This window comes from Marinobacter sp. F3R11 (genome assembly GCF_003318275.1).
In the GTDB taxonomy this organism is placed as follows: Bacteria; Pseudomonadota; Gammaproteobacteria; order Pseudomonadales; family Oleiphilaceae; genus Marinobacter.
This window is the reverse complement of record NZ_QOCH01000013.1, coordinates 406,777-433,763: the sequence shown is the minus strand read 5'-3', so window position 1 is coordinate 433,763 and position 26,987 is coordinate 406,777. Positions and strand designations below refer to the sequence as shown.

Sequence of the window (26,987 nt, the reverse complement as noted above, 5' to 3'; positions counted from 1 at the left end):
ATTCAAGGTGACAATAAGATACAAACAATTGCTTGAAACAGGTGTTTGAAACTGGCCAGAATCACTTTCTGATTATGGTTTTTTTATTGCCCGGAGGGGTTGGAAATGCGAAGCCAGTTTGTTGTATGTATTGCCGTGCTTTCGTTTGGGTTTTCCGGGCACGTATTGTCAGGAGTGTCGGTGATTGAGGCCAACCGCCTTAAGCAGGATCTGACGCCGGTGGGTGCTGAGCGCGCAGGCAATGAATCCGGTACTATCCCCGAGTGGACTGGTGGCCTGACGCAGGGGCCTGCCAACTGGCGCGAAGGCGAGGTTGAGGAGAATCCGTTTCCACAGGATGAATCCTTATTCGTAATCACCGCAGACAACGCGCATCAGTATAAGGATAGGCTCTCGGAGGGGTCGCTCCGGATGCTCAGTCAGTATGGTCCTGATTATTTCATGCCGGTTTACCAGACCCGCCGCACAGCGGCGTTTCCAGAGCATGTGTACGAAAAGTTCTATGAGAATGCACTGAGCGCTGAATTGCTGGATAACGGCAACGGGGTGCGTAACACCATCATGACAAGTCCCTTTCCGATTCCTACAAACGGGCTTGAAGCCATATGGAATCACATTCTGCGTTACCGGGGAGAGGAGGTGTCGTTTCGCAGCGCTTCAGCCACGCCACAGGTGGATGGCTCCTACAACCCGGTAGTTAATCAATATGATTATTACTTCGCATACAGCCGGGAAAATACTGAACTTGCTGATATCGATAATAAAATCTTTTATCTGAAGACCGATACGATTTCGCCTTCTACACTGGCAGGCACCATCACGCTTGTGCACGAAACACTTGATCAGGTTCGTTCACCACGTCTGGCATGGCGTTACGATTCGGGCTCCCGACGTCTGAGGCGGTCACCAAACCTGGCTTACGAGACGGACTTACCGAATTCTTCGTCTTTGCGCTCAGTTGACCAGAAAGATATGTATAACGGAGCTCCGAATCAGTATGACTGGGAGCTGAAGGGCAAGCGTGAGCTTTTTGTTCCTTACAATGCCTACAAGTTGCACGATAAGTCGGTCCGGCCAGATGACGTGATCCGTGCAGGTCACATTAATCAGCAACTGGCACGCTATGAGTTACACAGAGTATGGGTGGTTGAGGCAAAACGCCGCACCGGTATCAAGCATATCTATGACCGTCGTGTATTCTACATTGATGAAGACAGCTGGCAGGTCCTGATATCGGAAGAATACGACGAAGACGGTAATCTTTGGCGGGTTTCCGAGGCTCACAACATAAGCTATTACCAAGTGCCGGTGTTCTGGACTACCATGGAGATGACATACGACCTCAAGGCGAAGCGTTATTACATTGACGGCCTGGATAATAATTTTCCGGCCTACGATTTCGACCCCGGATTCCGCAGCAACGAGTTTACTGCTTCTTCTGCGAGACGGGCTGCACGACGCTGATTGCTGTACTGCAGTGTAAGGTGCCGGCGCCCGCCGGTATCTTCTCCGGGTCGTTCGTTCTACCTCTTTGTGCAAGGAGAAAACGTCATGGCCGACTCTCACGATGCTTTCCATTCTGAAAGCGAGGTTTGTCTCGTTAACTTTGACCGGCTTATGGCAGACCTTGGTCGTGCCCTGGCCGATGAGAACTGGGAATCCTTGATCAGCCTTAATGCAGGCGTAAAGCCGGCCACAGAACCTATGATCGCCGCACTGGAGGCCGGCCTGGTTGAGCCTGAACCGGTTCGGGTCCGGCTCGAAGAGTTGCGTCAGTTTCTGGACGCTGCCGGCGAAGGGGCTGCCCGGGCCAAGGCTGAAGCGGAGCACGCCCTGAAAGGAGTGAACCGTAATCGTAATGCCGCCAAGGCGTATCAGAATATCTCAGGCTCCCGGCTTAAATAGCGTCATAAAATTGACTCTTTCCGTAATACCGTCTTAAATACCGCTCAAATCCCCAAAGAGATTCTTGTGAATGTCCAAAAACAACAAGGTACTGTTGCTGAGTGAGGACGAATCGAGACTCCGAGACATGTCGACGATTCTCGAATTCATTGGCGAAGAGCAAGTCATTACAGGTGCTGATGCCCTGGCACTCCTTGAATCCGGAGATGACGAAGGTTTGGCGGATGTTTCTGTCGCCATTGTAAATGGCGCGGACTCGGGCGCCGTAAAGATGATTGAAGTCGTGTGCGGGGCGGTTCATGGTGTTCCTGTGCTGTTGGTGGGCGATCCCGAGCTCAAAGGTCTGGCTGAGGAGCATAGCGCCCGGGTTATTGCCCGCATGGAATGGCCCCTGAATTACACCAAGTTCGTAGATTCGCTCTATCGCGCCCAGATTTTTGCTGACCAGTTCCGGCGCTCAAAGGAGCGTGGACAGCAACGTGGCCTCCAGTTGTTTCGTAGTCTTGTGGGTACCAGCCGCAAGATTCAGCAAGTACGCCAGCTGATGGAGCAGGTGGCCGACAAAGATGTGAGTGTTCTTATCACCGGGCCTTCAGGTACGGGCAAAGAAGTCGTCGCCCGCAATCTCCATTATCATTCTTCTCGCCGGGAAAAGCCGTTTGTGCCCGTTAACTGTGGCGCCATACCTGCGGAGCTACTTGAGAGTGAGCTTTTCGGCCATGAAAAAGGCGCGTTCACCGGAGCGATTACCGCCCGGGTCGGACGCTTCGAGATGGCAGAGGGAGGCACTCTGTTCCTGGATGAAATCGGCGATATGCCGCTCAATATGCAGGTGAAAATACTTCGTGTGTTGCAGGAGCGCACCTTTGAGCGGGTCGGCAGTAACCGGACGATATCTGCGGATGTCCGTGTTATCGCAGCGACCCACAAGAACCTTGAGGATATGATCGAATCGGGTGAATTCCGGGAAGATCTCTATTACCGGCTGAATGTGTTTCCCATTGAAGTACCGTCACTGCGGGATCGCGTAGAGGATATTCCGCTGCTGATCAATGAGCTGATCTCGCGAATGGAAAAGGAAAAGCGGGGCTCCTTGCGAATGAATTCGGCGGCGATCATGAGTCTGTGCCGGCACGACTGGCCAGGTAATGTTCGCGAGTTGGCGAACCTCGTTGAGCGTCTGGCGATCATGCACCCTTATGCAGTCATCGGTGTGCAGGAGTTGCCGAAGAAGTTTCGGTATGTGGATGACTTTGATGAGAATCGACCAATTGAGGATTCAGGAATGCCGTCCGGTATTCCTGGCTTGGTGGGGCTGGATGCTCCGGCGTTGCTGCCTGTGAACGGTATTGATCTGAAGGATTATCTGTCGAATCTGGAAAAGCAATTGATTCAGCAGGCTCTGGATGAGGCCGGAGGGGTGGTTGCCCGGGCGGCCGAGAAGCTTCGTATACGGCGGACGACTCTGGTGGAGAAGGTTCGCAAGTATGGGTTGCGGGATGAAGAGTCTGAGGAATCCTGACCTGGGCCGCCTGTACACGCTGGCAGTGCAGTCTTTTTCAAAAAGATCTTTCAGCCCATTAATGCACTTTTATTACGTTTGCGGTGATAGATTTCTCTCCCACTTTAAGCGGTGACAACAAGACGTCAAAGGTTCGTAGCCTTTGGCGTTTTCTTGTTTTCAGACGACGTAAAACCGTCACGCACCTTTCTTTAAGTTTCTCTACTTTTTGATTTATAAGTAAAAACTCTAGTTGGCACGAAGCTCGCTTAGTAACTTGCAAAACGAATCATCCGAAGGGTTTAGTCCGGTGTAATGGACTGATCGGGAGTCAGGTTATGAGTCAGGCACAGTTTGTCATTTCATCGTTAGAGCAGGATGCGCAGGCTAATGCGGCTGCCGATGCGAACGATAAGGTAAGAGCGCTATTTCCGCAGCAGGATGATCAGGCGGTGGATTCTGCGCTGGAGATGTTCAACCAGATGTCGCGGCAGATTACCGATTCTTATCGCACGCTTGAGTCGCGGGTTAACCAGTTATCCGGCGAGCTGAGCCAGGAGTCTTTGCAGCGTCAGCAAGAGCTTGAAGAAAAGGAGCAGTTGGCTGACCGACTTTCCACGTTGCTGAAAGCTCTGCCTGCAGGGGTTGTGGTTCTGGACAGCCAGGGTGTGGTGTCTCAGAGCAACCCGGCAGCCAAAGCGTTGTTGGGGGAGCCGTTGGAGGGTGAGCGCTGGGTGGATGTGATTCGCCGTTGTTTCTCTCCGCGCAGGGATGATGGTCATGAGGTGTCCCTGAAGGACGGGCGCCGGGTGAGTATTGAGATCCGCACCATGGATAACCAGCCTGGCCAGTTGATTCTGCTTACAGATCTGACAGAAACCCGTCACCTGCAATCACAACTTGCCCATGCTCAGCGGCTTTCGGCCATGGGTAAGATGGTGGCTTCACTTGCGCATCAGATTCGTACACCTTTATCCGCCGCTATTCTTTATGGCGGGCATCTGACCCAGGACGATCTCGATGAGGAAATGCGCCAGCGGTGCGCCTCCCGGTTGATGTCACGGCTTACGCATCTGGAACAGCAGGTGCGGGACATGCTGATTTTTGCACGGGGTGAAACCCGTCTGGCGGAAGAGTTGTCCGCGACAACACTGGTTTCAGCTCTGGAGTCTGCTCTGGATGGGATCAAGCCTGCACCCGGTTCGAGTGTGGTACTGGCGAGCGATCTCCCTGAAAATTGCAGGCTGTTGTGCAATCGGGACGCTCTGGTTGGGGCCTGTACTAATCTTGTGAATAACAGTCTGGAGGCCGGCGCTACTGCCGTTACCGTTCAACCGGCAGCGGAAGCTGGTGAGCTGGTTATCCGGGTTAAGGATAACGGCCCGGGGTTTGGTGCAGCGGAATCAGCCCGTCTGACAGAGGCTTTCTACACTACGAAATCCCATGGCACCGGGCTTGGCCTGGCTGTTGTGCAGGCTGTCTTGAAGGCTCACCAAGGGCACTTTTCCATTGAATCGCCGGAGCAGGGTGGTGCTGTCGCTACTTTGCGTCTGCCGTTATTGCGTAACAAAGGCTGATCGGAGGCAAACATGGCCAAGGCCCGGATTCTTATCGTTGAAGATGACTGTGACCTGCGCGAGGCGCTGGTAACCACTCTGGAACTGGCGAAGTTTCGTGTGCGCGAAGCTGCAAACGCTCATGATGCGTTGGCCCGCCTGGCTGAGGCCCCGGTCGACATGGTGGTCAGCGATGTAAACATGCCCGGACTTTCCGGCCATGAGTTGCTGGGGGAGGTGCAACGGTTGTACCCGGGTTTGCCGATGATGCTGATAACCGCATACGGGCAGATCAGCCACGCTGTTTCTGCCATGCAATCCGGGGCTGTAGATTATCTGGTTAAACCGTTTGAACCAAAGGTTCTTGTTGATGCGGTTACCAAGGTCGTTGGTGGAAGCCGTCAAAAAGCCGGTGATGAGCCGGTGGCTGAGGATCCGGCCAGCAAGCGTATATTCCAGTTGGCCGCCAAGGTGGCTGGCAGTGATTCGACGGTGATGATTTCCGGGGAAAGTGGCACTGGTAAAGAGGTGCTGGCGCGCTATATTCATCAGCAGTCGCCACGGGCAGATCAGCCTTTTGTTGCGATTAACTGCGCGGCTATCCCTGAGAACATGCTTGAAGCTATTCTGTTCGGCCATGAAAAAGGCGCCTTTACCGGTGCTGTTGCTTCAGCGCCGGGCAAGTTCGAACAGGCCAATGGCGGGACAATTTTGCTGGACGAGGTTTCAGAAATGGATCCGGGGCTGCAGTCCAAATTGCTGCGGGTTCTGCAGGAAAGGGAAGTTGAACGGGTAGGTGGACGGAAAACCATTTCTCTGGATGTCCGTGTGATAGCGACAACCAACCGGGATCTGGCAGATTTCGTGCGGGAAGGGCGGTTCCGCGAAGATTTATATTACCGTTTGAGTGTATTCCCCATCCGTTGGCAACCGTTGCGAGAACGCCCTCTGGACATACTGCCGATGGCGACGTCTTTATTGAAGAAGCACTGCCGCAAGATGAAGCTCACTGGTATCAGCTTTGCTGCCGATGCCCGCAATGCATTAATGCAACATAGTTGGCCTGGCAATGTGCGGGAGCTGGATAATGCTATCCAGCGATCTCTGGTTCTGCACCAGGGTAATGTAATCCACGCTGACGACCTGTGTCTTGAAATTGGTACCACGGGGCGTTTCGATGGCCAGGGTGTTTCTGCCGTATCCGTCACCACGCCTGACCTTTCCGGATCCTTGGATGAGGGCTGTTCACAGCCCGCAGAGAGAGCGGCAACGCACACTTCTGAAACCGGAGCTTCCGGGGAGGATTGCGCAACTCCGGTACTGGCCGAAGCCGGATCGCTCGGTGATGATCTGCGTCAGCAAGAGTTCCGTATAATTATCCAGACACTCAAAAAAGAGCGCGGGCGGCGGAACCGGGCAGCAGAGCAGTTGGGAATCAGCCCAAGAACTTTGCGATACAAGCTGGCCCAGATGCGTGAGGCGGGGATTGATCTGGATGTTGAGCTGGCCACAGCGTAAGGCGTTTTCTGTAGTACCTTTTGTTGTAGTTTCCGAAGACTGTAGTACTCCTTCATTATGGCACCCTTCATGGGTGCTTTTTTTTTAGCATTTGATTTCCGCCTCTGGAAATAGAGGTTCCTCCCGTCAAAACTCTGTCGTCAGCGGTTTTTTTTATAGATGTATCTCTTCTAACTATCTGTTAATAAATCAAAAATAAATTATGGCCTGAGCATTGCTTCGCTTGTGTCATAAAGCCAGATCAGCAAGCCCGCCCCTACGGGGGTTTTGTCAGGAGAAAGTTATGGTTCAGCGTGCCGACATCAACAGCGTTCTGTCCGATATACGTTCACTGCGTTCACAAATGCAGCAGAACCAGCGTGTTGAGCAGGATCAATCGGTGCGTGGCCGCATTGATGGCCCGCGACAGGTAGACCAGACCCCGGAAACCTCGAATTTCAGCGATATGCTTGGTAAGGCGGTTAACAGCGTGAACGAGGTTCAGCAACATGCCAATGAACTACGGACGGCATATGATATGGGCGATCCTGGTGTGGATATCACACAGGTGATGATTGCTGCCCAGAAGTCTACCGTGTCTTTCGAAGCTTTGACCCAGGTGCGTAATCGCGTGGTCAGTGCTTATGAAGACATTATGAATATGCCGATCTGATAACGGAGCACAGACATGGCCAGCGTTCCCGCAGAAACTAACCCGAACATGCCTATCTCTCAGGGCGGCGATGGCTCCGAGGGTAACAGCGACCTGTTTATGGGGTTTAACCGACTCAACCTTTTGCGCCAGGTTGGCCTTATGGTTGGCCTTGCTGCCAGTGTTGCGTTGGGAGTTGCTGTTGTACTTTGGGCTCAGGAACCGAACTACCAGCCAGTAGTAGGGGATTTGTCGGCATACAACCCACAGGACGTGACGTCTATCCTGGATAGCAACGGGATCGAGTACAAAATGGATACGCGTACCGGTGCTCTGCTGGTACCTTCTGATCAGATCTACAATGCTCGACTCAAGCTGGCTGCTGAAGGCGTAACCGACCAGAAAACCATGGGCTATGAGCTGCTGGATCAGGATCGTGGGCTGGGCACATCCCAGTTTATGGAAACCGTCAGTTATCGTCGTGGCCTTGAAGGGGAACTTGCGCGCACCATCAGCAGTATGCGTGGCGTTCGTGCTGCCAGAGTTCATTTGGCCATTCCTGAGCGTTCCGTATTCGTGAGGGATGCCCGCGCGCCCTCTGCTTCGGTGTTTCTCGAAGTCTTTGCTGGCCGCCGCCCTGAGCAGGAACAAATCGCCGCCATCGTTAATCTGGTCGCCGGCAGTATTCCTATGATGAACAAGGACCAGGTCACAGTTGTTGATCAGAACGGCAACTTGCTGACAGGGAAAGAAAGCCGTGGTGATGGCGAACGCATGCAGGATCAGTATGAGTATACTTCCCGACTGGAAGAGCGCCTGACACGCCGCGTCGCATCTCTGATTGCTCCTATTGTGGGTGAAGGCAGGTACAGGGCAGAAGTGTCCGCCGATCTGGATTTTTCTTCTGTGGAACAGGCAGAGGAGCTTTTCAATCCTGAGCAGCAGGCGGTTCGCAGCGAGCGTGACCTGACAGAACAGCGCGTTGCTGGTTTTAACGGAGGTATTCCTGGCGCATTGTCCAATCAGCCGCCAGCTAATGCTACTGTGCCGGAACAGGTGAACGGGCAAGCTGGCGATGGGGATGAGGAAGCGGCAGCACAGCCTGTCAATGTCCGTAAAGAATCTACCCGCAACTATGAGATGGATCGTACGGTGAGTTACACCCGTCAGGAGCTTGGGCGCGTGAGACGGGTGACGGTTGCGCTTGCAGTTGATGATATGAAAGTGGTCGACCCGGAAACCGGCGCCGTAAGTTATGAACCCTGGCCTGAGCAGGAATTGCAGCGCCTGAGCATGCTGGTACGCGATGCAGTAGGCTATTCTGCATCCCGGGGCGATAGCGTGACCGTAATGAATACAGCTTTTGCTGCAGAAGAGGTCATGGAGTTTGAAACGCCGGGATTCTGGGAGCAGCCCTGGTTCTGGGATCTTATGAAGCAGGTATTGGCTGGTCTGGTTATACTTGTTCTGGTACTTGGTTTGTTGCGCCCTACACTCAAGAGTCTTTCCGGTGGCGGACGTCGTGAGCGGGAAGATGATTCCGGTTCGGGCAGTTATGATGGCTTTGATGATGCCGGTGACAACGATGCTTTGCGCCAGGCCATGGCGCCGCAGGACGATTTGCTGTTGCCGGGCGCGGCAGACAGCTATGAACGGCAGTTGAATGCTCTTAAAGGCTTGATTGCCGAAGACCCGGCGAGGGTTTCACAGGTAATGCGCCAGTGGGTGAATGTTGATGACTGAACAATCCAGAGCAGCGGGTGGAGACTCGCCTCAGAAGCCTCAGCGGAAAATTCCGCGGGTTGAGCAGGCTGCAATTCTGTTGATGTCTCTGGGCGAGGCGGATGCCGCTGAAATACTTAAGCACATGGGGCCTAAAGAGGTTCAGCGTGTGGGTGTCGCCATGGCTCAGATGAAAGACATCAGCAAGGACGAAGTAACCTATGTATTGAATCAGTTTGTGGAAGCCGTGGGCGGACAAACCGGTCTGGGTGTGGGCAACGATGATTATATCCGGGCCATGCTTACCCAGGCGCTTGGCGACGACAAGGCGGCCAGCCTGATAGATCGTATTCTCATTGGTGGCAATACCACCGGGCTGGATACGCTCAAATGGATGGAGCCACGGGCTGTCGGCGATATTATCCGTTACGAGCACCCGCAAATTCAGGCTATAGTTATCTCTTATCTGGATCCGGATCAGGCGGCTGAGATACTGGCAACCCTGGATGAGAAAGTGCGACTCGATGTCATGATGCGGGTTGCCTCGCTGGAAAGCATTCAGCCTCAGGCCTTGCAGGAGTTGAATGACATTCTGGAGAAGCAGTTTTCTGGTGGTTCTGCAGCCCAGACCAGCCGCATCGGTGGTGTAAAGCGTGCTGCGGATATTATGAACTTTATGGATCGCAGCATTGAAGGCACTTTGCTGGATTCGATCAAGGATATGGATCCTGATCTTGCTACAACCATCGAAGATCTCATGTTTGTATTTGATAACCTGAAGGATATTGATGATCGCGGCATCCAGGCTTTGCTGCGTGAAGTGTCCTCCGAAGTTCTGGTTGTTGCGCTGAAAGGCGCTGATGATGCGGTTCAGGAAAAAATCTTCAAAAACATGTCCAAGCGTGCTGCCGAGCTGCTGCAGGATGATCTGGAGGCTAAGGGGCCTGTGAAAGTCAGTGACGTTGAGTCTGCCCAGAAAGACATTATTACCATCGCCCGTCGCATGGCTGAAGCGGGAGAAATCACGCTTGGTGGTGCCGGTGAAGAAATGATGTGATGAAAGATTCCTCAAAAGATCTTCCCCGAGACACAGCCAGAGACCCCAGGGGGCTTCCCAAGGAGCAGCTGACCGCCTACGAGCGCTGGGAACTTCCGTTGCTGGACGCCAGTGGCAATGAGGTTGCCCGTGAGGAAGAGCGTGATGTCAAACCTCTGACGGCAGGTGACCTTGCCGATATTCGTCAGGCTGCACGGGAAGACGGCCTGAATGAAGGCCGGGAACAGGGGTTGCAGGAAGGTCGCGCGGAAGGTTATGAGCTGGGTCACAAGGAAGGACTGGAAACAGGCCTGGCCGAGGGCAGGGAGCAGGGGCGCAGCGAAGGCTATGATGAGACACGGGCAGAAGTAACCGCAAATCTTGACCGCCTTGAACTCTTGTTGAAAGAACTTTTATTGCCCATCCGTCAGCATCAGGATGAACTTGAAACCTCGCTTCTTAATCTCACCATGGTGCTTGCCCGGGCGGTTGTCTACCGGGAGCTGAGTATAGATTCCTCACAGATCAGGCAGGTAGTCCGCCGGGCGGTTGAGGCCTTGCCATCGACCACAGAGAATGTCCGGATTCATGTCCATCCGGACGACTACAGCTCCGTTCATGAAGTAGCGGAACGTTTTGAGGCCGCGGCTTCTGTTGTGGAGGATGACAGTATTTTGCCAGGAGGTTGCCGGGTTGAAACCCGCAACAGTCTTGTCGATTTTACCGTTGAAAAGCGTTTTCAGCGGGCAGTTCAGAGCATGTTGGAACAGCAGACTGACGAGCTGGCAAGCGGTGAACCCGAGGAGCTGGGGGCCTTGATGGATGACCTGACTGACTTCCAGCGGGATGTTCTGAGCTCACCGGATGTAACTCCTGATGTACAGGCTGATCAGGAAAACCCTGTTGAACACAGCGCCAGTGACGGTGAGCCCATCGAAGATAAACCTGCCGAAGGCAAGCGTGATGACATCCTCCCTGGCTGATCGCCTTGATCGATATAAAGCATATCTGCGAACCGATCCCGAGCCGGAGCTGTCTGGGCGCCTGACCAGAATGGTAGGACTGACTCTGGAGTGCGTTGGTTGCCCCATGGTGGTGGGCGATCGTTGTGTTATCAACGGTGAGGGAGCGGGCACCGTCGAAGCAGAAGTGGTCGGGTTCGAGGATGACAAGGTCTATCTTATGCCGCTGACCGCCATCGAGGGCCTGAAGCCGGGAGCCAGAGTAGTTCCTCTGTCTGCTGCAAGCCGTGTTCCCGTTGGCCCGCTTATGCTGGGCCGTGTGGTAAATGGCAGCGGTGAACCACTTGATGGCAAGGGCCCGCTCCAGGCGGAGGCCCGGGTTCCGCTCACCGGCGAAATAATAAACCCGCTCAACCGGGCTCCGGTAAGGCAGTCCATGGATGTGGGTATCCGGGCCATCAACTCCTTGCTGACCGTCGGCCAGGGCCAGCGTCTTGGTCTGTTTGCCGGTAGTGGCGTTGGTAAAAGTATGTTGCTGGGAATGATGACCCGGTTTACCGATGCCGATGTCACCGTGGTTGGCCTGATAGGAGAGAGGGGCCGGGAAGTAAAAGAATTTATAGAAGATATTCTGGGCGAGGAAGGTCTTGCCAGATCGGTTGTCGTTGCAGCTCCAGCTGATGATTCGCCATTGATGCGCCTGCGAGCGGCCATGCTTACCACCCGGATTGCAGAATACTATCGGGATAAGGGCAAGCGGGTACTGCTGTTGATGGATTCGCTTACCCGGTACGCCCAGGCGCAGCGGGAAATCGCGCTGGCGGTTGGTGAGCCCCCTGCTACAAAAGGTTATCCGCCTTCTGTCTTCGCCAAGCTGCCACAGCTGGTGGAGCGCACCGGCAATGGTTTGCCGGGGGGTGGCTCCATCACTGCTTTTTATACAGTGCTGACAGAAGGTGATGACCAGCAGGATCCGATTGCGGATGCAGCCAGGGCGATTCTGGATGGTCACATTGTACTCTCGCGCCGGCTTGCAGAAGAAGGACACTATCCCGCCATCGACGTTGAGGCTTCTATCAGCCGGGTTATGCCTCAGGTAACCGAAACGGAGCATTTTTCCCGGTCCCAGCGTTTCAAGCAGGTCTATTCGCGCTATCAGCAGGCCCGGGATCTGATAAGCGTGGGCGCCTATGTGAAGGGCTCTGACCCTGAAACCGACTTTGCCATAACCCATATAGGGAATATGCGTCAGTTCCTGCAGCAGGGCCTGAATGAGCGTGCTTCTTTGGCCGAAAGTATCGAGGGATTGTTGTCCGTAGTGCCCGAGCGACGTTCACCGGAGCGCAGAAAATCTGCCGTTCCTGATCCCGCTGCGGCCAGCACCAACAGAGGTGCTGGCTGATGCTGCGATCCCAACGACTGGCGGTAGTGCTTTCTCTGGAAGAGCGCAAGGAGCAGGAAGCGCTGGAGCTGATGGGGGAAGCCCGGGAACTCATGGAGCAACAGAAAGGCCAGGTCGAAAACCTTAATCGCTACCAGCAGGAATACCGGGATCAGATTCGCAATAGCCAGCAGGGGGTGGTACAGGTAAGTCGTTTGCAGGCATGGCAGGCGTTTATTGCTCAGCTGGATCAGGTTATCCTGCAGCAACAAAAACAGTTGGATCAGGCAGAAGCTGTGTTTGAGGCTCGCCGCCGTGAGTGGCAGCAGGCCTGGGAGCGTCGGCGAGGCATGGAAAAGTATATCGAATCCTGCCGCAAGCAAGAGCAGAATGCACTGGATATGCAGGAACAGAAACTGTCTGATGAGGCCGCAGGCCGTGCTTTTGCGCGCCGCCGCCGTTGATGACAGATTTGAATTTATCGCAATTTCATGCAATCTCGCGGTGCTGGTCTATTCTTATAATGCGTTGGTCGCCTGCACATGGCAGCTTGATGTTTCGTTGAATACCTCCGGAGGTTTTGCGGATGTCGATCCATACCCGCCGTGGTCACGACGGTAAAACTCTGATTATCAAAATTGATGGTCGTTTTGACTTCAGCACCCATCAGGCCTTCCGTGATGCGTACGAGCACGGAGGCACGGATATCCAGAGCTACATTGTGGATTTGTCCCAGGCAACCTATCTCGACAGTTCAGCGCTGGGCATGCTACTGCTGCTGAGAGATTATGCCGGTGGAGACGACGCCAGTATTGCCATTGAAAACTGCAATAGCGATGTCCGCAAGATTCTGACCATTTCCAATTTCGAGCAATTATTCATCATTCGGTGATTGCTCTGGCAGCCGGAACCCTTCATGGATGCACCCGCTACGGAACCCGATGCAGGAATCGCCGCAGGAAGCGGTCCCCTCAGAGTCCTCATTGCCGATGATAGTGACAGTGATCGGCTGATACTGAAAACCCTGTTAACTCGCCTTGGACACCATGTGCTGGATGCTGCTAATGGCCATGAAGCTGTAGCGCTTTTTCATTCGGGGCAGCCGGATATCGTCCTTTTGGATGCATTGATGCCCGCAATGGATGGCATGGAAGCGGCCCGGGAGATTAAACGCTGTGCAGGTGAACGCATGGTGCCGTTGATTTTTATTACCTCTCTCTCCGCAGCTGAGGATCTGGCCCGCTGCCTTGAGGCGGGCGGCGATGGGTTTCTCAGTAAACCCTATAACCGGGTAATGATTGAAGCCAAGATCAATGCTTTTAACCGAATGCGTCTGATGCATCAGACTCTGTCAGACCAGAGAGATCTGATGCATGAGCGCAACCGTAAACTACTCGAAGAACAGCATGTGGCGCGGCGGGTTTTTGACAATGTTGCGCATACAGGATGCCTGGATGCGCCTAATATCCGTTATCACGCGTCTCCTTTGTCGATCTTCAGTGGTGATGTTCTGTTTGCGTCACCGCGTCCGGCGGGTGGGATGCTTGTTTTTGCAGGTGACTTTACCGGCCACGGGCTACCTGCGGCAATGGGCGCCATGCCTGTCGCGGAAACCTTCTACGGCATGGCCGGCAAGGGGTTTGACGGGGCCGATATTCTTCGGGAAATTAACCAGAAACTTGTACACATACTGCCGAAAGACATGTTCTGTTGCGGGATGATGGTTGAGGCAGACTTTGAGCTGGGTCAGTTGAATGTATGGAATGGTGGCTTACCTGACGCCTGGCTGGTGCGCTCCTCAGTAGTGCTGTTTCGCCTGTCGTCCCGGCACCTGCCTCTGGGTATTCTGAGCACGGACCAATTCAGCGTTGAAATGGAAACTATCAGGACCCTCCCTGGCGACAAGTTGTTGCTGATGACAGATGGCGTACTTGAGTGCAGTAATGAAGCCGGCGAACTTTTTGCCGAGCGAGGTGTACGACATGCTATTGAGGGCCTGTCTTCCGGCCTGCACCCGTTTGATGCTCTGATGAGTGAAATACGAAGGTTTACCGGACGTCAGAAATTTCGTGATGACCTTACGCTTTGCTGTCTGGAAATGTTTTATCAGGAAGGGCTTGCCGCCTTGCCTGAAGGTACGGTGCCTTCCTCTCTAGCGGGGCCTGCTGAGTGGAATTGCGTGTATGAAATCAGGGAGTGTACTCTGGAGAAGTTTAACCCCTTGCCGCTGTTGCTGCACATCTGTATGGAAGTGCCTGGTTTGCGCCGTAAGAGCGGAGAGATATATACCCTGCTCTCAGAGTTGTACAATAATGCATTGGAGCACGGAGTACTTGAACTGCCTTCGGAGTGGAAATACACGTCAGAGGGGTTTTGTCAGTATTATTCCGAGCGAGCCAAACGTCTGAGCGGAGTGAGCGACCATTACATCAGGTTCAGCTTTCATCATGAACCTATGCATTGGGGTGGGCGCTTGCGAATTATTTGCGAAGACAGCGGTCAGGGCTTTGATTTTCAGAATCATCCGGCTCTGCAATCCATGGAGATGGAGCAGAGTGGACCCCGCTATGCGGGGCGCGGGTTGATATTGCTAAAGCGGCTGGCAGATTCCATCCGGTTCCATAATCAGGGGAGCCGGGTGGAAATTAGTTATGACTGGTATTTTTAATCGGGATTTATACAGGAGCAAGGGAGTTGGTCATGGTTGATATACCACACCTTGATGAAGAAGCTTTGGCAGAGCTTCGAGACGTCATGGAAGATGAATTTTCGTTATTGATCGAAACCTATCTTACGGATTCGAAAGAGCGAATTGAACGCCTGAAGGAAGCTATGATGAAGGGTGATTCAGATGCCTTTACAAAAGCCGCGCATAGCTTCAAGGGCAGCTGCATTAATATAGGGGCTACGCGCCTTGGAGAGCTTTGCCAGAAAGCAGAAACGGCCGGTCGGAATGGGGATCTGAACCAGGGTTCTCCTGTTGTTGATGAGATTTCCACTGAGTTTCAAAGGGTTATCGAAGCGTTTGATACGTTGATGGTGCGTGATGTTGGATAAGCGTGCAGGGTAGCAACCGGGTGCCGCCAGGTTGAATGTGCGAATGGCATCGCTTTTGCAGTTGTTTGGGAAACAGCCTGAAATTCAGCTCTGAAACGGACTGAACAGTGCTCTACCGATCAAAAGCGGCAAGAGGTTGCCATGGCCCAGATGGTTTTTCCCCAGACTTCTGTGCCCGGAATCCAGAGTGATTCCGGCGCATTAAAATCCGATTCCGGTCGAGATAATGATATCGGTGAAAGCCGGTATGAATCTGTATCCCGAGCGGAACAAAAACGGCTTGATCGCCGGCAGGCAGAATCGCGGAATGCTGAAAAAGAAGATTCTGCACAGCCAGCAAGTCAGCCTGCGTCGGCCAGGCAAAGCGGCGGACCGGATAAGGCAAATAAAAACACCTCTGCGGTTAAAGATGAAGCGGCTGCTAAGGGCGTGGCAGAAAAGGAGCCGACCGCAGAACTCAGCCCCGAAATGGAAGCTACAGCGACTCCGTTGACCTTTGCAGAGTTGCAGGCCCTGCTCTTACCTGCAACCGGGGAAGGTGTCCTGGCAGGCAGTAATGCCAATAATCCGTCTATCATCCAGAGTGCTGAGCTTTTCGCCGGAATCTCAGGAGCTAAGGTCGGCATAGATGGAACTATGGGCGGGCTGCAGTTAACCGAGAGCCTGTTACCGACTGCTGGAGAAAAAAACAGCGCTCTGGGCTCTTCAGGTTTGCTGACCGGCACTCGCCTTGACGGAGCCATGGAATTGGTTTCAGCACAAAACACCAGCAATTCCGCAGGTAAGCTTGCGGCAGATGCTCAGGTTCCTCTGAGAAGCTACGCAACTTCGGTCGATGTTCCGGTAAACCACGCTGAGTGGGGGGACAAGCTGATGGGGAAACTTAGCTGGCTGACTGCCAAAAACCTCTCAGTGGCCGAGATTCATCTCACTCCACCTGACATGGGGCCTATGGAAGTGCGGGTTCGCGTTCATAATGATCAGGCTAATATCACTGTTCATGCCGCTAATCCGGTAGTGCGGGATCAGCTTGAACTGCATTCGCACCGGCTGCGAGACATGCTGGGCGAGCAGGGGCTTTCCCTGGCTCAGTTTGATGTTTCTGATAACGCCCAGAACCAGCGCGGAGAGCAGGGTACAGGTGAAAGTGACGGCTCCTCTTCTGATGCAGGCACCGAGCTCGCTGGAGCAGAAAGTGGTGACCTGGAGGCCCAGGCGGGAAGTCTTGACCTTAGCTGGAACGGCGCCGTTGATATTTTTGCCTGAGGGGCCGTGCTGCTTCTTAGGGTATTCCTCGCCAATCTGCTTTGCCCATCCTTCCATGCAACGCTAAACTGCGGTTCTGAGCGGGAGGGTTGGGCCTTTTGGCCCGCCCTTTGCAGTCAATCTGTAAAAGTCATGGAAAAGAGCTTCCATTGACGGATTTCTGGCGAAAAATACTATGGCAGAAAATAACGCACCTACATCGGCACCGGCCAAGAAAGGCAAACTGAAACTGATCATTCTGGTAGTGCTGGTGGTCATATTGGCGATCGCCTTATCGGTTGCGGGCACTTTGTGGTTTCTCGGAGGCGGGCTGCCCGGGATGAGTGAGGATACCCAGGGCGACGAGGGCGTTGCGACCGAAACCTTTACGCCAAGCACTTATCTGGAAATTGAAAAGGCCCTGGTTACTACAGTGCAGGGTGAGGGGCGTCAGCGTTATGCCCAGGCGTACGTGGCGCTCGGCGCAAGGGATCCCCAGGCGCTCTCGGCGGCGCAACTGCATATGCCGCTGATTCGAAGCCAGCTGGTTATGGTGCTCGGCAATAGCGGCTTTATGGAGTTGCAGACACCTGAAGGCCGTCAGGGCCTGGTGGATAGTATGCTGATAACGGTGAACCAGGTGCTGGAGCAGGAAGGCGAGCCCGCTGTCGATCAGGTGCTCTTGAGAAATTTTGTAGTGCAATAGAGCGTGCAGTTACAGTAGAGAATTCAATAGAGCCCAAGCCCGGGCAAGGTTTTTCAGCGGCAGGACAAGGTATGCAGGATTTACTGTCACAGGATGAAATTGATGCGCTTCTCCACGGCGTGGATGACGGTGACATTGATACTTATGAAGACGCTGACGAAACCGGCGTAAAATCATACGATCTCGCGAGTCAGGATCGTATCGTCCGTGGTCGGATGCCTACACTGGAGATGATCAACGAGCGATTTGCCCGCTACACCCGTATCAGTTTATTCAATCTCCTGCGTCGCAATGCGGATGTATCTACCGGCGGCGTGCAGATCATGAAGTTCGGCGAATACGTCCACACGCTGTATGTACCTACCAGTCTGAATCTTTGCAAGGTTCGTCCGTTGCGGGGTACGTCGCTGTTTGTTCTGGATGCAAAGCTCGTGTTCAAACTGGTTGATAACTTTTTTGGCGGTGAGGGCCGGCACGCAAAGATCGAGGGGCGGGAGTTTACGCCCACGGAGAACCGCATAGTGCAGATGGTGCTTAACCAGGTCTTTAAAGACATGCAGGAGGCCTGGCATGCGGTTATCAAAGTAGATTTTGACTACCTCAGTTCCGAGGTAAACCCGGCCATGGCCAACATTGTCAGTCCCAGTGAGGTGGTGGTGGTCAGCACCTTCCATATTGAGCTGGATGGTGGCGGTGGTGAGCTACACTTTGCTTTACCGTATTCAATGATTGAACCTATCCGCGATGTACTTGATGCCGGGGTTCAAAGTGACGTTGATGATGTAGATGAGCGTTGGGTCAATGCGCTGCAGGAAGATATCAAAGAGGTTGAGGTTCCTGTTAATACGACCGTTTGCAGGCGCAGAATTTCTTTGCGGGACATCGCCAAACTGAAAGCTGGCGATGTTATTCCTGTAGAGGTGCCCGAATATCTGACTGTCACGGCCAATGGAGTGCCGGTATACAAGGCAACCATGGGGACCCGGGACGGGAAACTGGCGCTTAGAATCCATGAGCGGGCGACACGGCCCAAGTTAAAAAAACAACTGAAGGTAGAACGCAATGGCTGACGACAACAAAGACGGTCAGGAGCTGAGCGAGGACGAAAAACTGGCGGCTGAGTGGGAAGCTGCCATGGAAGAAACCGGCGAAGAGGGCGCTAAAGAGACCCGGGATGATGAGTGGGCCCAGGCGATGGAAGAAGCCGGTGAAGATACGGGTGAAACCGCTGATAGTGATGTGCGTTCTGCGCCTATGGAAGATTTCGGGCAGGAATCCCTGGCTACAGAGGGTAGCGGGCCACCGCCAGATCTTGATGTGATTCTGGATATTCCCGTCAGTATTTCGATGGAGGTGGGTAATACCCAGATTCCCATCCGTAACCTTCTGCAGCTCAACCAGGGTTCGGTTATCGAGCTGGACAGGCTGGCAGGTGAGCCATTGGATGTGCTGGTCAACGGTACGCTCATTGCTCACGGCGAGGTGGTTATGGTCAACGAGAAGTTCGGTATTCGCCTGACCGATGTGATCAGCCCGGGTGAACGCATCAAACGGCTGCAGAAATAGAATGTGGATCAAAGCCGCAGGGTTGTCACTGCTGTTCCCGGCGATGCCCGCTCTTGCTGAAGAAGCCTCGGAAACAATAACGGGCAAACCAGGCGGGGCACCTGATACCCTTGGAACCCTGCTCAGCCTGGGGCTTGGGCTGGTCGCCGTGATTGCAGTCATATACGGCTGTGCCTGGATTATCCGCCGGATGAACGGGATGACAGGCATGAACAACAATGCCATCAAGGTTGTTTCCGTGATGGCTATAGGCGCTCGTGAGCGTATTGCTCTTATAGAAGTGGGGGGGCAACAGATTCTTCTGGGCATTACCCCGTCGGCCATTCGCACGCTGCAGGTCTTTGAAGAGCCTGTTGTGGATGCGGGTAACCCGAACACAGGCGATTTTGCCCGTCGACTGCAAAGTATGATCGGAAAATCCTGGACAGCCCCGGACAAGGAATGAACAGGCCCATGATGGTGGCAATGCTGAAACGATTTCTTCCGCTGGCGGTTATGTTTGGAGGCATGCTCTGGGCGCCTTTGTCGTTTGCGGATCTGCCAGGTATTCCCGCCTTGACGGTTCAGCCCGGGGAAGGGGAAGGTACACAGGAATACACGGTAACTTTGCAGATTCTGGCGCTGATGACTGCGCTGACGTTTCTGCCAGCCATGCTGATGATGATGACATCTTTTACCCGCATCATCGTTGTGTTTGCGATTCTGCGTCAGGCACTGGGACTGCAGTCTACGCCCTCAAATCAGATACTGCTCGGCCTCGCTCTGTTTCTCAGTATTTTTATCATGAAGCCGGTACTGGAAGAGGCGAACCGGGTTGGGTTGCAGCCGTACCTTCAGGAAGAGGTCACCTCACTGGAAGCGGTGGCGCTGGCCAGTGAACCCTTCAAGAAATTCATGCTGGAACAGACCCGGGAAGATGACCTGGCGTTGTTTATGCGTATTGCCGATGTTCAGTACGACACGGCACAGGATGTCTCCTTTTGGATACTGATGCCTGCGTTTGTGACCAGCGAGCTCAAAACTGCGTTCCAGATAGGGTTTATCCTGTTTATTCCGTTTCTGATCCTGGACATGGTTGTCGCCAGTGTGCTGATGGCCATGGGTATGATGATGCTGTCGCCCATCATTATCTCCTTGCCATTCAAGATTATGCTGTTTGTACTGGTGGACGGATGGGCCCTGATCATGGGCACCCTTGCTGCCAGTTACGGGATATAGGAGGAATCCATGACTCCGGAAACCGTTATCGATATCGTGCGGGAAGCCCTGTGGATGATCGTTCTCCTGGCCTCGGTGATTATCGGGCCAGGGTTGGTGATTGGCCTTGTGGTCAGCACCTTTCAGGCAGCCACCCAGATCAACGAACAAACCCTCAGTTTTCTGCCGCGTCTGCTGGTCACGCTCATTGTTATTATTGTGATGGGCCCATGGATGCTGACTAAACTTCTGGATCATGCACACCGGCTGATATCCAGCATTCCTTTCCTGATCGGCTGACCCATGATTCCAGCCGAACTCAGTGCAGACGTGCTCGGCCAGTGGGTCGGGCAGCACCTCTGGCCACTGTTCCGTCTGGCAAGCTTTCTGATGGTTATCCCGATTTTTGGTACCCAGCTGGTGCCTGCCCGGGTACGTCTGGGTCTGGCGTTGTTAATGACCATACTGATTGTGCCAATGATCCCCGAAGTGCCGCAGGTTGAGGCCCTCAGTGCCGACGCTGTGATTATAACCTTGCAACAGATCCTGATCGGCGTAGGAATGGGTTTTGCTCTGACTGCCCTCTGGCAACTGTTTGTTATCGCAGGCCAGATGATTGCCATGCAAATGGGGCTGGGCTTTGCGTCAATGGTTGACCCCGCCAATGGCGTCAATGTACCCGTGCTGTCCCAGATATACACCATTACGGTCACCTTGTTGTTCCTTGCCATGAATGGTCATCTGGTAGCGTTTGAAGTATTCATCGAAAGTTTCCGCTCACTGCCCATCGGCATGGAGGGGTTGGGGCAGTCAGGTGTCTGGGCGCTGGCACATCGCATAAGCTGGATGTTTGCTTCGGCTATGTTGCTTGCGTTGCCGGCGGTTACAGCTGTACTTATCGTGAGCATATCCTTCGGCGTTATGACCCGGGCGGCACCCCAGATGAACATCTTCGCTCTGGGTTTCCCGATTGGCCTGATTTTTGGATTGTTTGCTATATGGGTGCTGCACGCCAATTTTTTGCCGCACTTTGAAGAGTACACCCGGCAAACATTTGAGTTTATGCGAAATCTTCAGGGGCAGCCGTAGGCTGGTCCTGATGAGACCCCAAGAGTCAGAGCATGGCAGACGAAAACGACAACAGTCAGGAAAAAACCGAAGAGGCCACCCCCCGAAGGCTTGAGAAATCCAGGGAGGATGGCCAGACAGCCCGATCAAAAGAGCTGGCCACCATGGCTGTATTGATCGCCGGAGCTGGTGGTCTTCTGGTTTTCGGAGTTCAGCTGGGCGCTGCTCTGGAAGCCATCATGCGTGATGCTTTTACGCTGGAACGCTCTGCCATATTCGATACCCGGCACATGAGCATTCAGTTGATGGCTTCTGCCAAAGAAGCCGCATGGGCGCTTTCACCAATCCTTGCACTCCTGCTCATCGCTGCCATTGCCGGTTCTATCGGTATTGGAGGGTTACTGTTCAGTGGCAAGGCCATAGCACCCAAGCTCAATCGTATGGATCCCATAAAAGGCCTTGGCAGGATGTTTTCTGCGCGCTCCCTGATCGAACTGGTCAAAGCCATCGCTAAAGTTGGCCTGGTTATGGCGCTGGCGATTCTCATATTGGATATCCGTACTGAAGACCTCCTCTCCATCGCCGAAGAACCTGTAGTGCCTGCTATGGAACACGTGCTCTGGACACTGGCCTGGAGTTTTTTTCTGCTTTCCTGTGCCACGATCATCATTGCTGCGATCGATGTGCCATTCCAGATTTATGATCATCAGAAAAAGCTGCGAATGACCAAGCAGGAAGTCAAAGACGAATACAAGGACACAGAGGGCAAACCAGAGGTTAAAGGCAAAATTCGCCAGCTCCAGAGGGAAATGGCCCAGCGTCGTATGATGCAGGACGTGCCCACTGCCGACGTTGTTATCACCAACCCGACCCATTACGCCGTTGCACTGAAGTATGATTCTGATTCCATGGCAGCGCCTGTCGTTGTCGCTAAGGGGCACGATGAGACAGCTTTCAAAATCATGGAAATCGCCCGGGAGCACAAGGTTGAAATTCTTCGCACGCCACCTCTTACCCGTGCGGTTTATCACAACAGTGATATAGGCGACGAAATCCCGGATGGCTTGTATATGGCCATTGCTCAGGTGCTCGCCTACGTGTTCCAGCTCCGGCAGTTCCGCAAAGGGCGTGGGCCCAAGCCCGGGATGCCTGATTTACCGATTCCTTCTGACCTACGGCGGGATATTTAGTTTGGTCCCTAGCTTTCTGGTTTTGGGGGAGGAGTGATGGTGGGTGGCCTTTGCAGGACACGTTACGAGCCCATCCATGGGGGCTTGACGGTGGCCGTCCTTGGCCACCGACAGTCCTGAAAAGGCCACCCACCACCACTCGGTAGACCTCACGATGTCGCTAAAGCCTAAGCGCATAATTGTTGAGTGGTTGTAGTTTTGTTGGATATCTGAGGCTGAATCCACTGCTTTCAACACAGGGATTTTGTAGTTGCGGTATCTCGAAAGTTGAACAGCAGGGGTTCTGCGCGCCTGCAACTATCGAATTTTCAGGCTACAAGCAGAGGGTAAGTGTTGAGAGGGGAACATCGCCACCAGTGCCCGAAGACACCAGTGGCTGGCATTAACGTTTTAGTCAGTCTTCTTTGTGCTCGTAAATAGCCTTCCCCCAGGCTTCGCGGCTGCCCGGGAGTACCAGGTTCAGAACGATCGCAGCTACCGCACACAGGGCGATACCTTCAAGGTGGCCCAGAACCATGCCGCCGATACCGAATACCAGTGTCACTCCCACGATAACCAGATTCCGTGCCTGGGATAAATCAACCTGGTGGCGAATGAGCGTATTCAGACCAACTACGGCAATGGAGCCGAACAGCAGGCATAGAATGCCGCCCATAACCGGTACCGGAATCGTCTGAAGTACCGCGCCGAACTTACCTACAAAAGCCAGAACGATTGCAGTGCACGCGGCCCACCACATCACCTTTGGATTAAAGTTGCGGGTCAGCATGACCGCTCCGGTAACCTCGGAGTATGTCGTATTGGGTGGTCCACCCAGCAAAGCAGCTGCGCTGGTAGCTAAACCATCGCCCAGCAGAGTACGGTGCAGGCCTGGCTTTTCCAGATAGTTTTTGCGGGTAACATTACCAATCGCCAGAATATCGCCGATGTGCTCAATGGCCGGGGCAATCGCAACCGGAATCATGAACATTATTGCTCCCCAGCTGAACGCCGGTGCCACAAAATTCGGAACCGCAAGCCAGGCGGCCTGCTGAACCGGGGTGGTATCAATAATGCCGGCAATCGCAGACAGGATATAACCGACAATTACACCAAACATGATAGGGATAAGACGAAAGATACCTCTGGACCAGACCGAAGCGATAACGGTGACAGTCAGCGAAATCATCGCAATCAATAAGGCTGTAGTCTCGGGAACCAGTTGAATGCTGCCGTCGCCTGCCCGGCCCGAAGCCATATGAACCGCAACAGGAGCCAGTCCCAGGCCAATCACCATGATAACCGGCCCGATAACTACCGGGGGCAGGAGGCGCGTTACAAACCCGGTACCGCGCATGCGTATTGCACCGCTGAGGACAACATAAAGAATACCCGCAGCCATCAGGCCGCCCAGGGTTTCCTCAAGACCGAACTTGCCCTTGGAGGCAATAACCGGCGCGATGAATGCAAAAGACGAGGCCAGGAAAATCGGGATCTGGCCGCCGGTCACAATGTGGAAAATCAGGGTGCCCAAACCCGCCGTAAAGAGGGCAACGTTCGGGTCGAGGCCTGTGATAAGCGGCATCAGCACCAGAGCGCCGAAAGCGACCAGAAGCATCTGGGAGCCGGCAATTGCCTGCTTCCAGACAGGATCCCTGGAATGGTCTTCCATGGTCAGGCGTCCTTCTGCTTGGTGCCAAAGATCTTGTCGCCAGCATCTCCAAGTCCTGGAAGGATGTAGCCTTTGTCGTTCAGGCATTCATCTACAGAGGCTGTATAAATAGATACATCCGGATGCTTGTCCAGAACATTTTTTATGCCTTCGGGCGCAGCGACCAGCACTAATGCGCGGATTTCCGTACTTCCGGCTTTCTTTAGCAAGTCGATGGTGGAAATCATTGAACCGCCGGTAGCAACCATCGGATCTACAATCAGCGCCATACGCTGGTCCAGTTCACCTACAAGTTTTTCCAGATAAGTATTGGCTTCCAGGGTTTCCTCATCGCGGATCTGTCCAACCACGCTCACCCGAGCCACAGGAATCAGGCTCAGAACGCCATCCAGCATCCCCAGTCCGGCCCGCAGGATAGGGACGATTGTAATTTTCTTGCCGTGGATCTGCTCCACGGTTACCGGGCCGGCCCATCCTTCGATGGTTTTCTCCTGAAGATTGAAGTCCTTTGTGGCCTCGTAAGTGAGCAGTGAACCGACTTCCTGAGCCAGTTCACGGAAATTCTTGGTACTGATGTCGGCACGGCGCATCAGGCCTAGTTTGTGTCTGATCAGGGGGTGTTTTACCTCGTGGATCGGCATGGGCTCACCTGTATGTGGGTTTTGGAGATGTTGGGTTCAGGACGCAAATTCGCGAATAAGTGGCGCAAGGATACCGCATCTTGGAAGGTGAGTCAGGCCGGGAAAGCCAGCGCCCGGTCGAAAAATATCCCACAGTGGTATGGATCTTGCGGTATCCCTGTAAAAGATGCACCGGCGTCAGAATTTCGACCCTGAAAACGCCTTCTGGAACAGTGAATCGGAGATGCTCCCGGCATGGACAGAGCTTTAGTCCTGAATAATGTCAAATCCCTGACGCGGGGTAACCTCGGCGTGCCTGTCATGCTGATGGGTTTGCTGGGCATGATGATACTGCCTATGCCTGCCTTTTTGCTGGATGTATTTTTTACGTTCAACATTACGCTTTCGATCGTCATTCTGCTGGTTTGCGTTTACGCGCTTCGGCCCATGGAGTTTGCGTCTTTCCCGACGGTATTGCTGGTAGCTACTTTGCTGCGTCTGGCATTGAACGTGGCGTCCACCCGGATTGTGTTACTTGAGGGACACGAGGGTGGCGATGCTGCGGGTAAGGTTATTGAGTCCTTCGGTGCGGTGCTGATCGGTGGTAACTATGCTGTTGGTCTCGTCGTCTTCGCCATTCTGATGATCATAAACTTCCTGGTTGTCACCAAGGGGGCTGGTCGGGTTTCTGAGGTAAGCGCCCGCTTTACTCTGGATGCAATGCCTGGCAAGCAGATGGCTATTGACGCTGATCTGAACGCCGGCCTTGTCAATCAGGATGAGGCCAAACACCGGCGTGCCGAGATTGCGCAGGAGGCCGACTTCTATGGATCCATGGACGGTGCATCCAAGTTCGTCAAGGGTGATGCGGTTGCAGGTCTGCTGATTCTGGCGATCAATATTATTGGTGGTGTGGCTATTGGTATGGTCCAGCATGGTCTGGGTTTCGGCCTCGCCATGGAGCGCTATGCGCTGCTCACCATCGGTGATGGTCTTGTTGCCCAGATCCCGTCACTTCTGCTTTCAACCTCTGCAGCAATCATGGTTACCCGGGTGACGTCCAGCCAGGACATGGGAGGACAGATTCTTCAGCAGATGTTCAATGCGCCCAAAGCTCTGGCGATAGCGGCGGGTATTCTTCTTCTGTTGGGTCTCATACCGGGCATGCCCCATGTGGCGTTTCTTGGGCTTGGAGGGCTCTCTGCTGCTGGAGCCTGGTTTATCTGGAAAAAGGACCGGCAGGTTGTAGAGGAGGGGGGAGCATTCCCCGGGCGTGGTGGGGCTGGCGTTATACCTGGCCCGGGGGGACGTGATATGCCCCTTGGTGATGCTGGCGGCGATCAGGGTCGGCAACTACCAGCACCGGGAGAGAGCCGGGAGTTGGGCTGGGATGACGTGGCAACCGTGGACATTGTCGGACTGGAAGTCGGTTACCGGTTAATACCTCTGGTGGATAAGTCCCAGGGTGGTCAGCTGCTTAGCCGTATCAAAGGGGTCCGTAAAAAACTGTCACAGGATCTGGGCTTTCTCATGCCCTCGGTACACATTCGCGACAACCTGGACCTTATGCCTAATGTGTATCGCATTACTCTGATGGGGGTAACCATAGCCGAAGCGGAAATACATCCCGATCGGGAACTGGCCATCGATCCCGGTCAGGTGTTTGGCAAGATTGAAGGTATTGAAGGTAAAGACCCGGCCTTTGGTCTGGATGCGAGCTGGATTGAGCCGGAGAAGAAAGATCAGGCACAGACACTTGGTTATACGGTGGTTGATGCCAGCACGGTCGTTGCGACGCACCTGAATCAGGTTCTGCAGAAACATGCCCACGAACTGCTGGGCCATGAAGAAGTCCAGAAATGGCTGGATCAGCTGGAAAAAGTCTCGCCCAAGCTGGCGGAAGAGCTGGTGCCGACAACGGTTTCCATCAGTCTTTTACTGAAAGTGCTTCAGAGCCTGCTGAAAGAAGAAGTACCCATCCGTGATATGCGCTCCATTGCCGAGTCCATTGTGAACGTGCATCCGAAGAGTCAGGACCCGAGGTTGTTGACTACGGTGGCCCGTCAGGCCCTGCGCCGGATGATCGTTCAGAGCATCTGTGGCAACGATCAGGAGATACCTGTGATTACGCTGGATCCGGACCTGGAACAGTTATTGCTGAAGTCTGTTCAGCAGAGTCAACAATCTGGCGCTCAGGAAGATATAGGCATGGTTCTGGAACCGAATATGGTGGAAAAACTGCAGCGTTCTCTGAAAGACAGCGTGCAGCGACAGGAGATGTTAGGTAAGCCCGCCATCCTTCTGGTGTCCGGCCCGCTGAGGCCAGTACTTGCCAGGTTTGCGAGTTACGGTGTGGAGCGTCTGCATGTGCTTTCATACCAGGAAATACCGGATAACAAACAAATTACGATCGTGGCGTCCGTGGGCCAGTAAACCTGCGGATGAAAGAACGGATAACGCCAAACCAGCGTTGCC

26 protein-coding genes are annotated in these 26,987 nt (G+C 53.8%); 24 read left to right on the top strand and 2 right to left on the bottom strand.

Annotated elements, in window-relative coordinates; all coding sequences use genetic code 11:
• Positions 1 to 105: 105 nt before the first annotated feature.
• The 23 genes from DS878_RS06995 (at position 106) to flhB (ending at position 22,241) form a co-directional block, all read left to right on the top strand.
• Positions 106 to 1,464: a DUF1329 domain-containing protein gene (locus tag DS878_RS06995; RefSeq protein WP_113815240.1), complete on the top strand. Its 1,359-nt coding sequence runs from the start codon at positions 106 to 108 to the stop codon at positions 1,462 to 1,464.
• An 87-nt stretch (positions 1,465 to 1,551) separates the two neighbouring features.
• Entirely contained in the window at positions 1,552 to 1,905 is a 354-nt protein-coding gene (locus DS878_RS06990) for an SOS cell division inhibitor (RefSeq protein WP_113815239.1), read from the top strand.
• A 70-nt stretch (positions 1,906 to 1,975) separates the two neighbouring features.
• Positions 1,976 to 3,427: a sigma-54 dependent transcriptional regulator gene (locus DS878_RS06985; protein WP_113815238.1), complete on the top strand. Its 1,452-nt coding sequence runs from the start codon at positions 1,976 to 1,978 to the stop codon at positions 3,425 to 3,427.
• Positions 3,428 to 3,744: 317 nt separating this feature from the next.
• On the top strand, positions 3,745 to 4,983 hold the full coding sequence (locus tag DS878_RS06980) for a sensor histidine kinase (RefSeq protein WP_113815237.1): 1,239 nt from the start codon (positions 3,745 to 3,747) through the stop codon (positions 4,981 to 4,983).
• 12 nt (positions 4,984 to 4,995) lie between these two features.
• Complete coding sequence (locus tag DS878_RS06975) at positions 4,996 to 6,480, top strand: sigma-54-dependent transcriptional regulator (RefSeq protein ID WP_113815236.1); 1,485 nt, start codon at positions 4,996 to 4,998, stop codon at positions 6,478 to 6,480.
• Positions 6,481 to 6,763: 283 nt separating this feature from the next.
• Positions 6,764 to 7,132 carry a flagellar hook-basal body complex protein FliE gene (gene fliE, locus DS878_RS06970; RefSeq protein ID WP_113815235.1) on the top strand — a complete coding sequence of 123 codons (369 nt, stop codon included), beginning with the start codon at positions 6,764 to 6,766 and terminating at the stop codon, positions 7,130 to 7,132.
• Between the two features lie 15 nt (positions 7,133 to 7,147).
• On the top strand, positions 7,148 to 8,854 hold the full coding sequence (gene fliF, locus DS878_RS06965; RefSeq protein WP_113815234.1) for a flagellar basal-body MS-ring/collar protein FliF: 1,707 nt from the start codon (positions 7,148 to 7,150) through the stop codon (positions 8,852 to 8,854).
• Positions 8,847 to 9,890, top strand: a complete 1,044-nt coding sequence (fliG, locus tag DS878_RS06960) for a flagellar motor switch protein FliG (RefSeq protein ID WP_113815454.1) — start codon at positions 8,847 to 8,849, stop codon at positions 9,888 to 9,890. Before fliF ends, fliG begins: the two co-directional genes overlap by 8 nt.
• The gene (locus DS878_RS06955) at positions 9,890 to 10,852 is read left to right on the top strand and encodes a flagellar assembly protein FliH (RefSeq protein WP_113815233.1); all 963 of its coding nucleotides are present in this window, start codon (positions 9,890 to 9,892) and stop codon (positions 10,850 to 10,852) included. Before fliG ends, DS878_RS06955 begins: the two co-directional genes overlap by 1 nt.
• Complete coding sequence (fliI, locus tag DS878_RS06950) at positions 10,833 to 12,233, top strand: flagellar protein export ATPase FliI (RefSeq protein WP_113815232.1); 1,401 nt, start codon at positions 10,833 to 10,835, stop codon at positions 12,231 to 12,233. Before DS878_RS06955 ends, fliI begins: the two co-directional genes overlap by 20 nt.
• Complete coding sequence (fliJ, locus tag DS878_RS06945) at positions 12,233 to 12,676, top strand: flagellar export protein FliJ (RefSeq protein WP_113815231.1); 444 nt, start codon at positions 12,233 to 12,235, stop codon at positions 12,674 to 12,676. Before fliI ends, fliJ begins: the two co-directional genes overlap by 1 nt.
• 122 nt (positions 12,677 to 12,798) lie before the next feature.
• On the top strand, positions 12,799 to 13,104 hold the full coding sequence (locus tag DS878_RS06940; RefSeq protein ID WP_113815230.1) for an STAS domain-containing protein: 306 nt from the start codon (positions 12,799 to 12,801) through the stop codon (positions 13,102 to 13,104).
• Between the two features lie 24 nt (positions 13,105 to 13,128).
• On the top strand, positions 13,129 to 14,880 hold the full coding sequence (locus tag DS878_RS06935; protein WP_113815229.1) for a fused response regulator/phosphatase: 1,752 nt from the start codon (positions 13,129 to 13,131) through the stop codon (positions 14,878 to 14,880).
• 32 nt (positions 14,881 to 14,912) lie between these two features.
• Entirely contained in the window at positions 14,913 to 15,269 is a 357-nt protein-coding gene (locus DS878_RS06930; RefSeq protein ID WP_113815228.1) for an Hpt domain-containing protein, read from the top strand.
• Positions 15,270 to 15,410: 141 nt separating this feature from the next.
• Complete coding sequence (locus DS878_RS06925) at positions 15,411 to 16,535, top strand: flagellar hook-length control protein FliK (protein ID WP_113815227.1); 1,125 nt, start codon at positions 15,411 to 15,413, stop codon at positions 16,533 to 16,535.
• A gap of 175 nt (positions 16,536 to 16,710) precedes the next feature.
• Entirely contained in the window at positions 16,711 to 17,220 is a 510-nt protein-coding gene (gene fliL, locus DS878_RS06920; protein ID WP_113815226.1) for a flagellar basal body-associated protein FliL, read from the top strand.
• A gap of 71 nt (positions 17,221 to 17,291) precedes the next feature.
• The gene (fliM, locus tag DS878_RS06915) at positions 17,292 to 18,290 is read left to right on the top strand and encodes a flagellar motor switch protein FliM (protein ID WP_113815225.1); all 999 of its coding nucleotides are present in this window, start codon (positions 17,292 to 17,294) and stop codon (positions 18,288 to 18,290) included.
• Positions 18,283 to 18,786: a flagellar motor switch protein FliN gene (gene fliN, locus DS878_RS06910; RefSeq protein ID WP_113815224.1), complete on the top strand. Its 504-nt coding sequence runs from the start codon at positions 18,283 to 18,285 to the stop codon at positions 18,784 to 18,786. Before fliM ends, fliN begins: the two co-directional genes overlap by 8 nt.
• Position 18,787: 1 nt before the next feature.
• Positions 18,788 to 19,231 carry a flagellar biosynthetic protein FliO gene (fliO, locus tag DS878_RS06905; RefSeq protein WP_113815223.1) on the top strand — a complete coding sequence of 148 codons (444 nt, stop codon included), beginning with the start codon at positions 18,788 to 18,790 and terminating at the stop codon, positions 19,229 to 19,231.
• 8 nt (positions 19,232 to 19,239) lie between these two features.
• The gene (fliP, locus tag DS878_RS06900; RefSeq protein ID WP_113815453.1) at positions 19,240 to 20,004 is read left to right on the top strand and encodes a flagellar type III secretion system pore protein FliP; all 765 of its coding nucleotides are present in this window, start codon (positions 19,240 to 19,242) and stop codon (positions 20,002 to 20,004) included.
• 9 nt (positions 20,005 to 20,013) lie between these two features.
• Positions 20,014 to 20,283 carry a flagellar biosynthesis protein FliQ gene (gene fliQ / locus DS878_RS06895; RefSeq protein ID WP_096781298.1) on the top strand — a complete coding sequence of 90 codons (270 nt, stop codon included), beginning with the start codon at positions 20,014 to 20,016 and terminating at the stop codon, positions 20,281 to 20,283.
• Positions 20,284 to 20,286: 3 nt separating this feature from the next.
• A complete protein-coding gene (gene fliR / locus DS878_RS06890; RefSeq protein WP_113815222.1) occupies positions 20,287 to 21,072 on the top strand; it encodes a flagellar biosynthetic protein FliR in 786 nt (261 codons plus the stop codon).
• A 32-nt stretch (positions 21,073 to 21,104) separates the two neighbouring features.
• A complete protein-coding gene (gene flhB / locus DS878_RS06885) occupies positions 21,105 to 22,241 on the top strand; it encodes a flagellar biosynthesis protein FlhB (protein ID WP_113815221.1) in 1,137 nt (378 codons plus the stop codon).
• Between the two features lie 394 nt (positions 22,242 to 22,635).
• On the opposite strand, the gene DS878_RS06880 is transcribed toward flhB, so the two are convergent.
• Together DS878_RS06880 and upp are read right to left on the bottom strand one after the other, a co-directional pair.
• The gene (locus DS878_RS06880) at positions 22,636 to 23,892 is read right to left on the bottom strand and encodes a uracil-xanthine permease family protein (RefSeq protein WP_113815220.1); all 1,257 of its coding nucleotides are present in this window, start codon (positions 23,890 to 23,892) and stop codon (positions 22,636 to 22,638) included.
• A 2-nt stretch (positions 23,893 to 23,894) separates the two neighbouring features.
• Complete coding sequence (upp, locus tag DS878_RS06875) at positions 23,895 to 24,533, bottom strand: uracil phosphoribosyltransferase (protein WP_113815219.1); 639 nt, start codon at positions 24,531 to 24,533, stop codon at positions 23,895 to 23,897.
• A 234-nt stretch (positions 24,534 to 24,767) separates the two neighbouring features.
• Between upp and flhA the strand changes: the two genes are divergently transcribed.
• A complete protein-coding gene (gene flhA / locus DS878_RS06870; protein WP_113815218.1) occupies positions 24,768 to 26,945 on the top strand; it encodes a flagellar biosynthesis protein FlhA in 2,178 nt (725 codons plus the stop codon).
• Positions 26,946 to 26,987: the final 42 nt, after the last annotated feature.

Excerpts from the sequence above, each read along its gene's own strand:
- DS878_RS06995 (WP_113815240.1), top strand. The coding sequence starts at position 106 with ATGCGAAGCCAGTTTGTTGTATGTATTGCCGTGCTTTCGTTTGGGTTT.
- DS878_RS06990 (WP_113815239.1), top strand. The coding sequence starts at position 1,552 with ATGGCCGACTCTCACGATGCTTTCCATTCTGAAAGCGAGGTTTGTCTC.
- DS878_RS06985 (WP_113815238.1), top strand. The coding sequence starts at position 1,976 with ATGTCCAAAAACAACAAGGTACTGTTGCTGAGTGAGGACGAATCGAGA.
- DS878_RS06980 (WP_113815237.1), top strand. The coding sequence starts at position 3,745 with ATGAGTCAGGCACAGTTTGTCATTTCATCGTTAGAGCAGGATGCGCAG.
- DS878_RS06975 (WP_113815236.1), top strand. The coding sequence starts at position 4,996 with ATGGCCAAGGCCCGGATTCTTATCGTTGAAGATGACTGTGACCTGCGC.
- fliE (WP_113815235.1), top strand. The coding sequence starts at position 6,764 with ATGGTTCAGCGTGCCGACATCAACAGCGTTCTGTCCGATATACGTTCA.
- fliF (WP_113815234.1), top strand. The coding sequence starts at position 7,148 with ATGGCCAGCGTTCCCGCAGAAACTAACCCGAACATGCCTATCTCTCAG.
- fliG (WP_113815454.1), top strand. The coding sequence starts at position 8,847 with ATGACTGAACAATCCAGAGCAGCGGGTGGAGACTCGCCTCAGAAGCCT.
- DS878_RS06955 (WP_113815233.1), top strand. The coding sequence starts at position 9,890 with ATGAAAGATTCCTCAAAAGATCTTCCCCGAGACACAGCCAGAGACCCC.
- fliI (WP_113815232.1), top strand. The coding sequence starts at position 10,833 with ATGACATCCTCCCTGGCTGATCGCCTTGATCGATATAAAGCATATCTG.
- fliJ (WP_113815231.1), top strand. The coding sequence starts at position 12,233 with ATGCTGCGATCCCAACGACTGGCGGTAGTGCTTTCTCTGGAAGAGCGC.
- DS878_RS06940 (WP_113815230.1), top strand. The coding sequence starts at position 12,799 with ATGTCGATCCATACCCGCCGTGGTCACGACGGTAAAACTCTGATTATC.
- DS878_RS06935 (WP_113815229.1), top strand. The coding sequence starts at position 13,129 with ATGGATGCACCCGCTACGGAACCCGATGCAGGAATCGCCGCAGGAAGC.
- DS878_RS06930 (WP_113815228.1), top strand. The coding sequence starts at position 14,913 with ATGGTTGATATACCACACCTTGATGAAGAAGCTTTGGCAGAGCTTCGA.
- DS878_RS06925 (WP_113815227.1), top strand. The coding sequence starts at position 15,411 with ATGGCCCAGATGGTTTTTCCCCAGACTTCTGTGCCCGGAATCCAGAGT.
- fliL (WP_113815226.1), top strand. The coding sequence starts at position 16,711 with ATGGCAGAAAATAACGCACCTACATCGGCACCGGCCAAGAAAGGCAAA.
- fliM (WP_113815225.1), top strand. The coding sequence starts at position 17,292 with ATGCAGGATTTACTGTCACAGGATGAAATTGATGCGCTTCTCCACGGC.
- fliN (WP_113815224.1), top strand. The coding sequence starts at position 18,283 with ATGGCTGACGACAACAAAGACGGTCAGGAGCTGAGCGAGGACGAAAAA.
- fliO (WP_113815223.1), top strand. The coding sequence starts at position 18,788 with ATGTGGATCAAAGCCGCAGGGTTGTCACTGCTGTTCCCGGCGATGCCC.
- fliP (WP_113815453.1), top strand. The coding sequence starts at position 19,240 with ATGATGGTGGCAATGCTGAAACGATTTCTTCCGCTGGCGGTTATGTTT.
- fliQ (WP_096781298.1), top strand. The coding sequence starts at position 20,014 with ATGACTCCGGAAACCGTTATCGATATCGTGCGGGAAGCCCTGTGGATG.
- fliR (WP_113815222.1), top strand. The coding sequence starts at position 20,287 with ATGATTCCAGCCGAACTCAGTGCAGACGTGCTCGGCCAGTGGGTCGGG.
- flhB (WP_113815221.1), top strand. The coding sequence starts at position 21,105 with ATGGCAGACGAAAACGACAACAGTCAGGAAAAAACCGAAGAGGCCACC.
- DS878_RS06880 (WP_113815220.1), bottom strand. The coding sequence starts at position 23,892 with ATGGAAGACCATTCCAGGGATCCTGTCTGGAAGCAGGCAATTGCCGGC.
- upp (WP_113815219.1), bottom strand. The coding sequence starts at position 24,533 with ATGCCGATCCACGAGGTAAAACACCCCCTGATCAGACACAAACTAGGC.
- flhA (WP_113815218.1), top strand. The coding sequence starts at position 24,768 with ATGGACAGAGCTTTAGTCCTGAATAATGTCAAATCCCTGACGCGGGGT.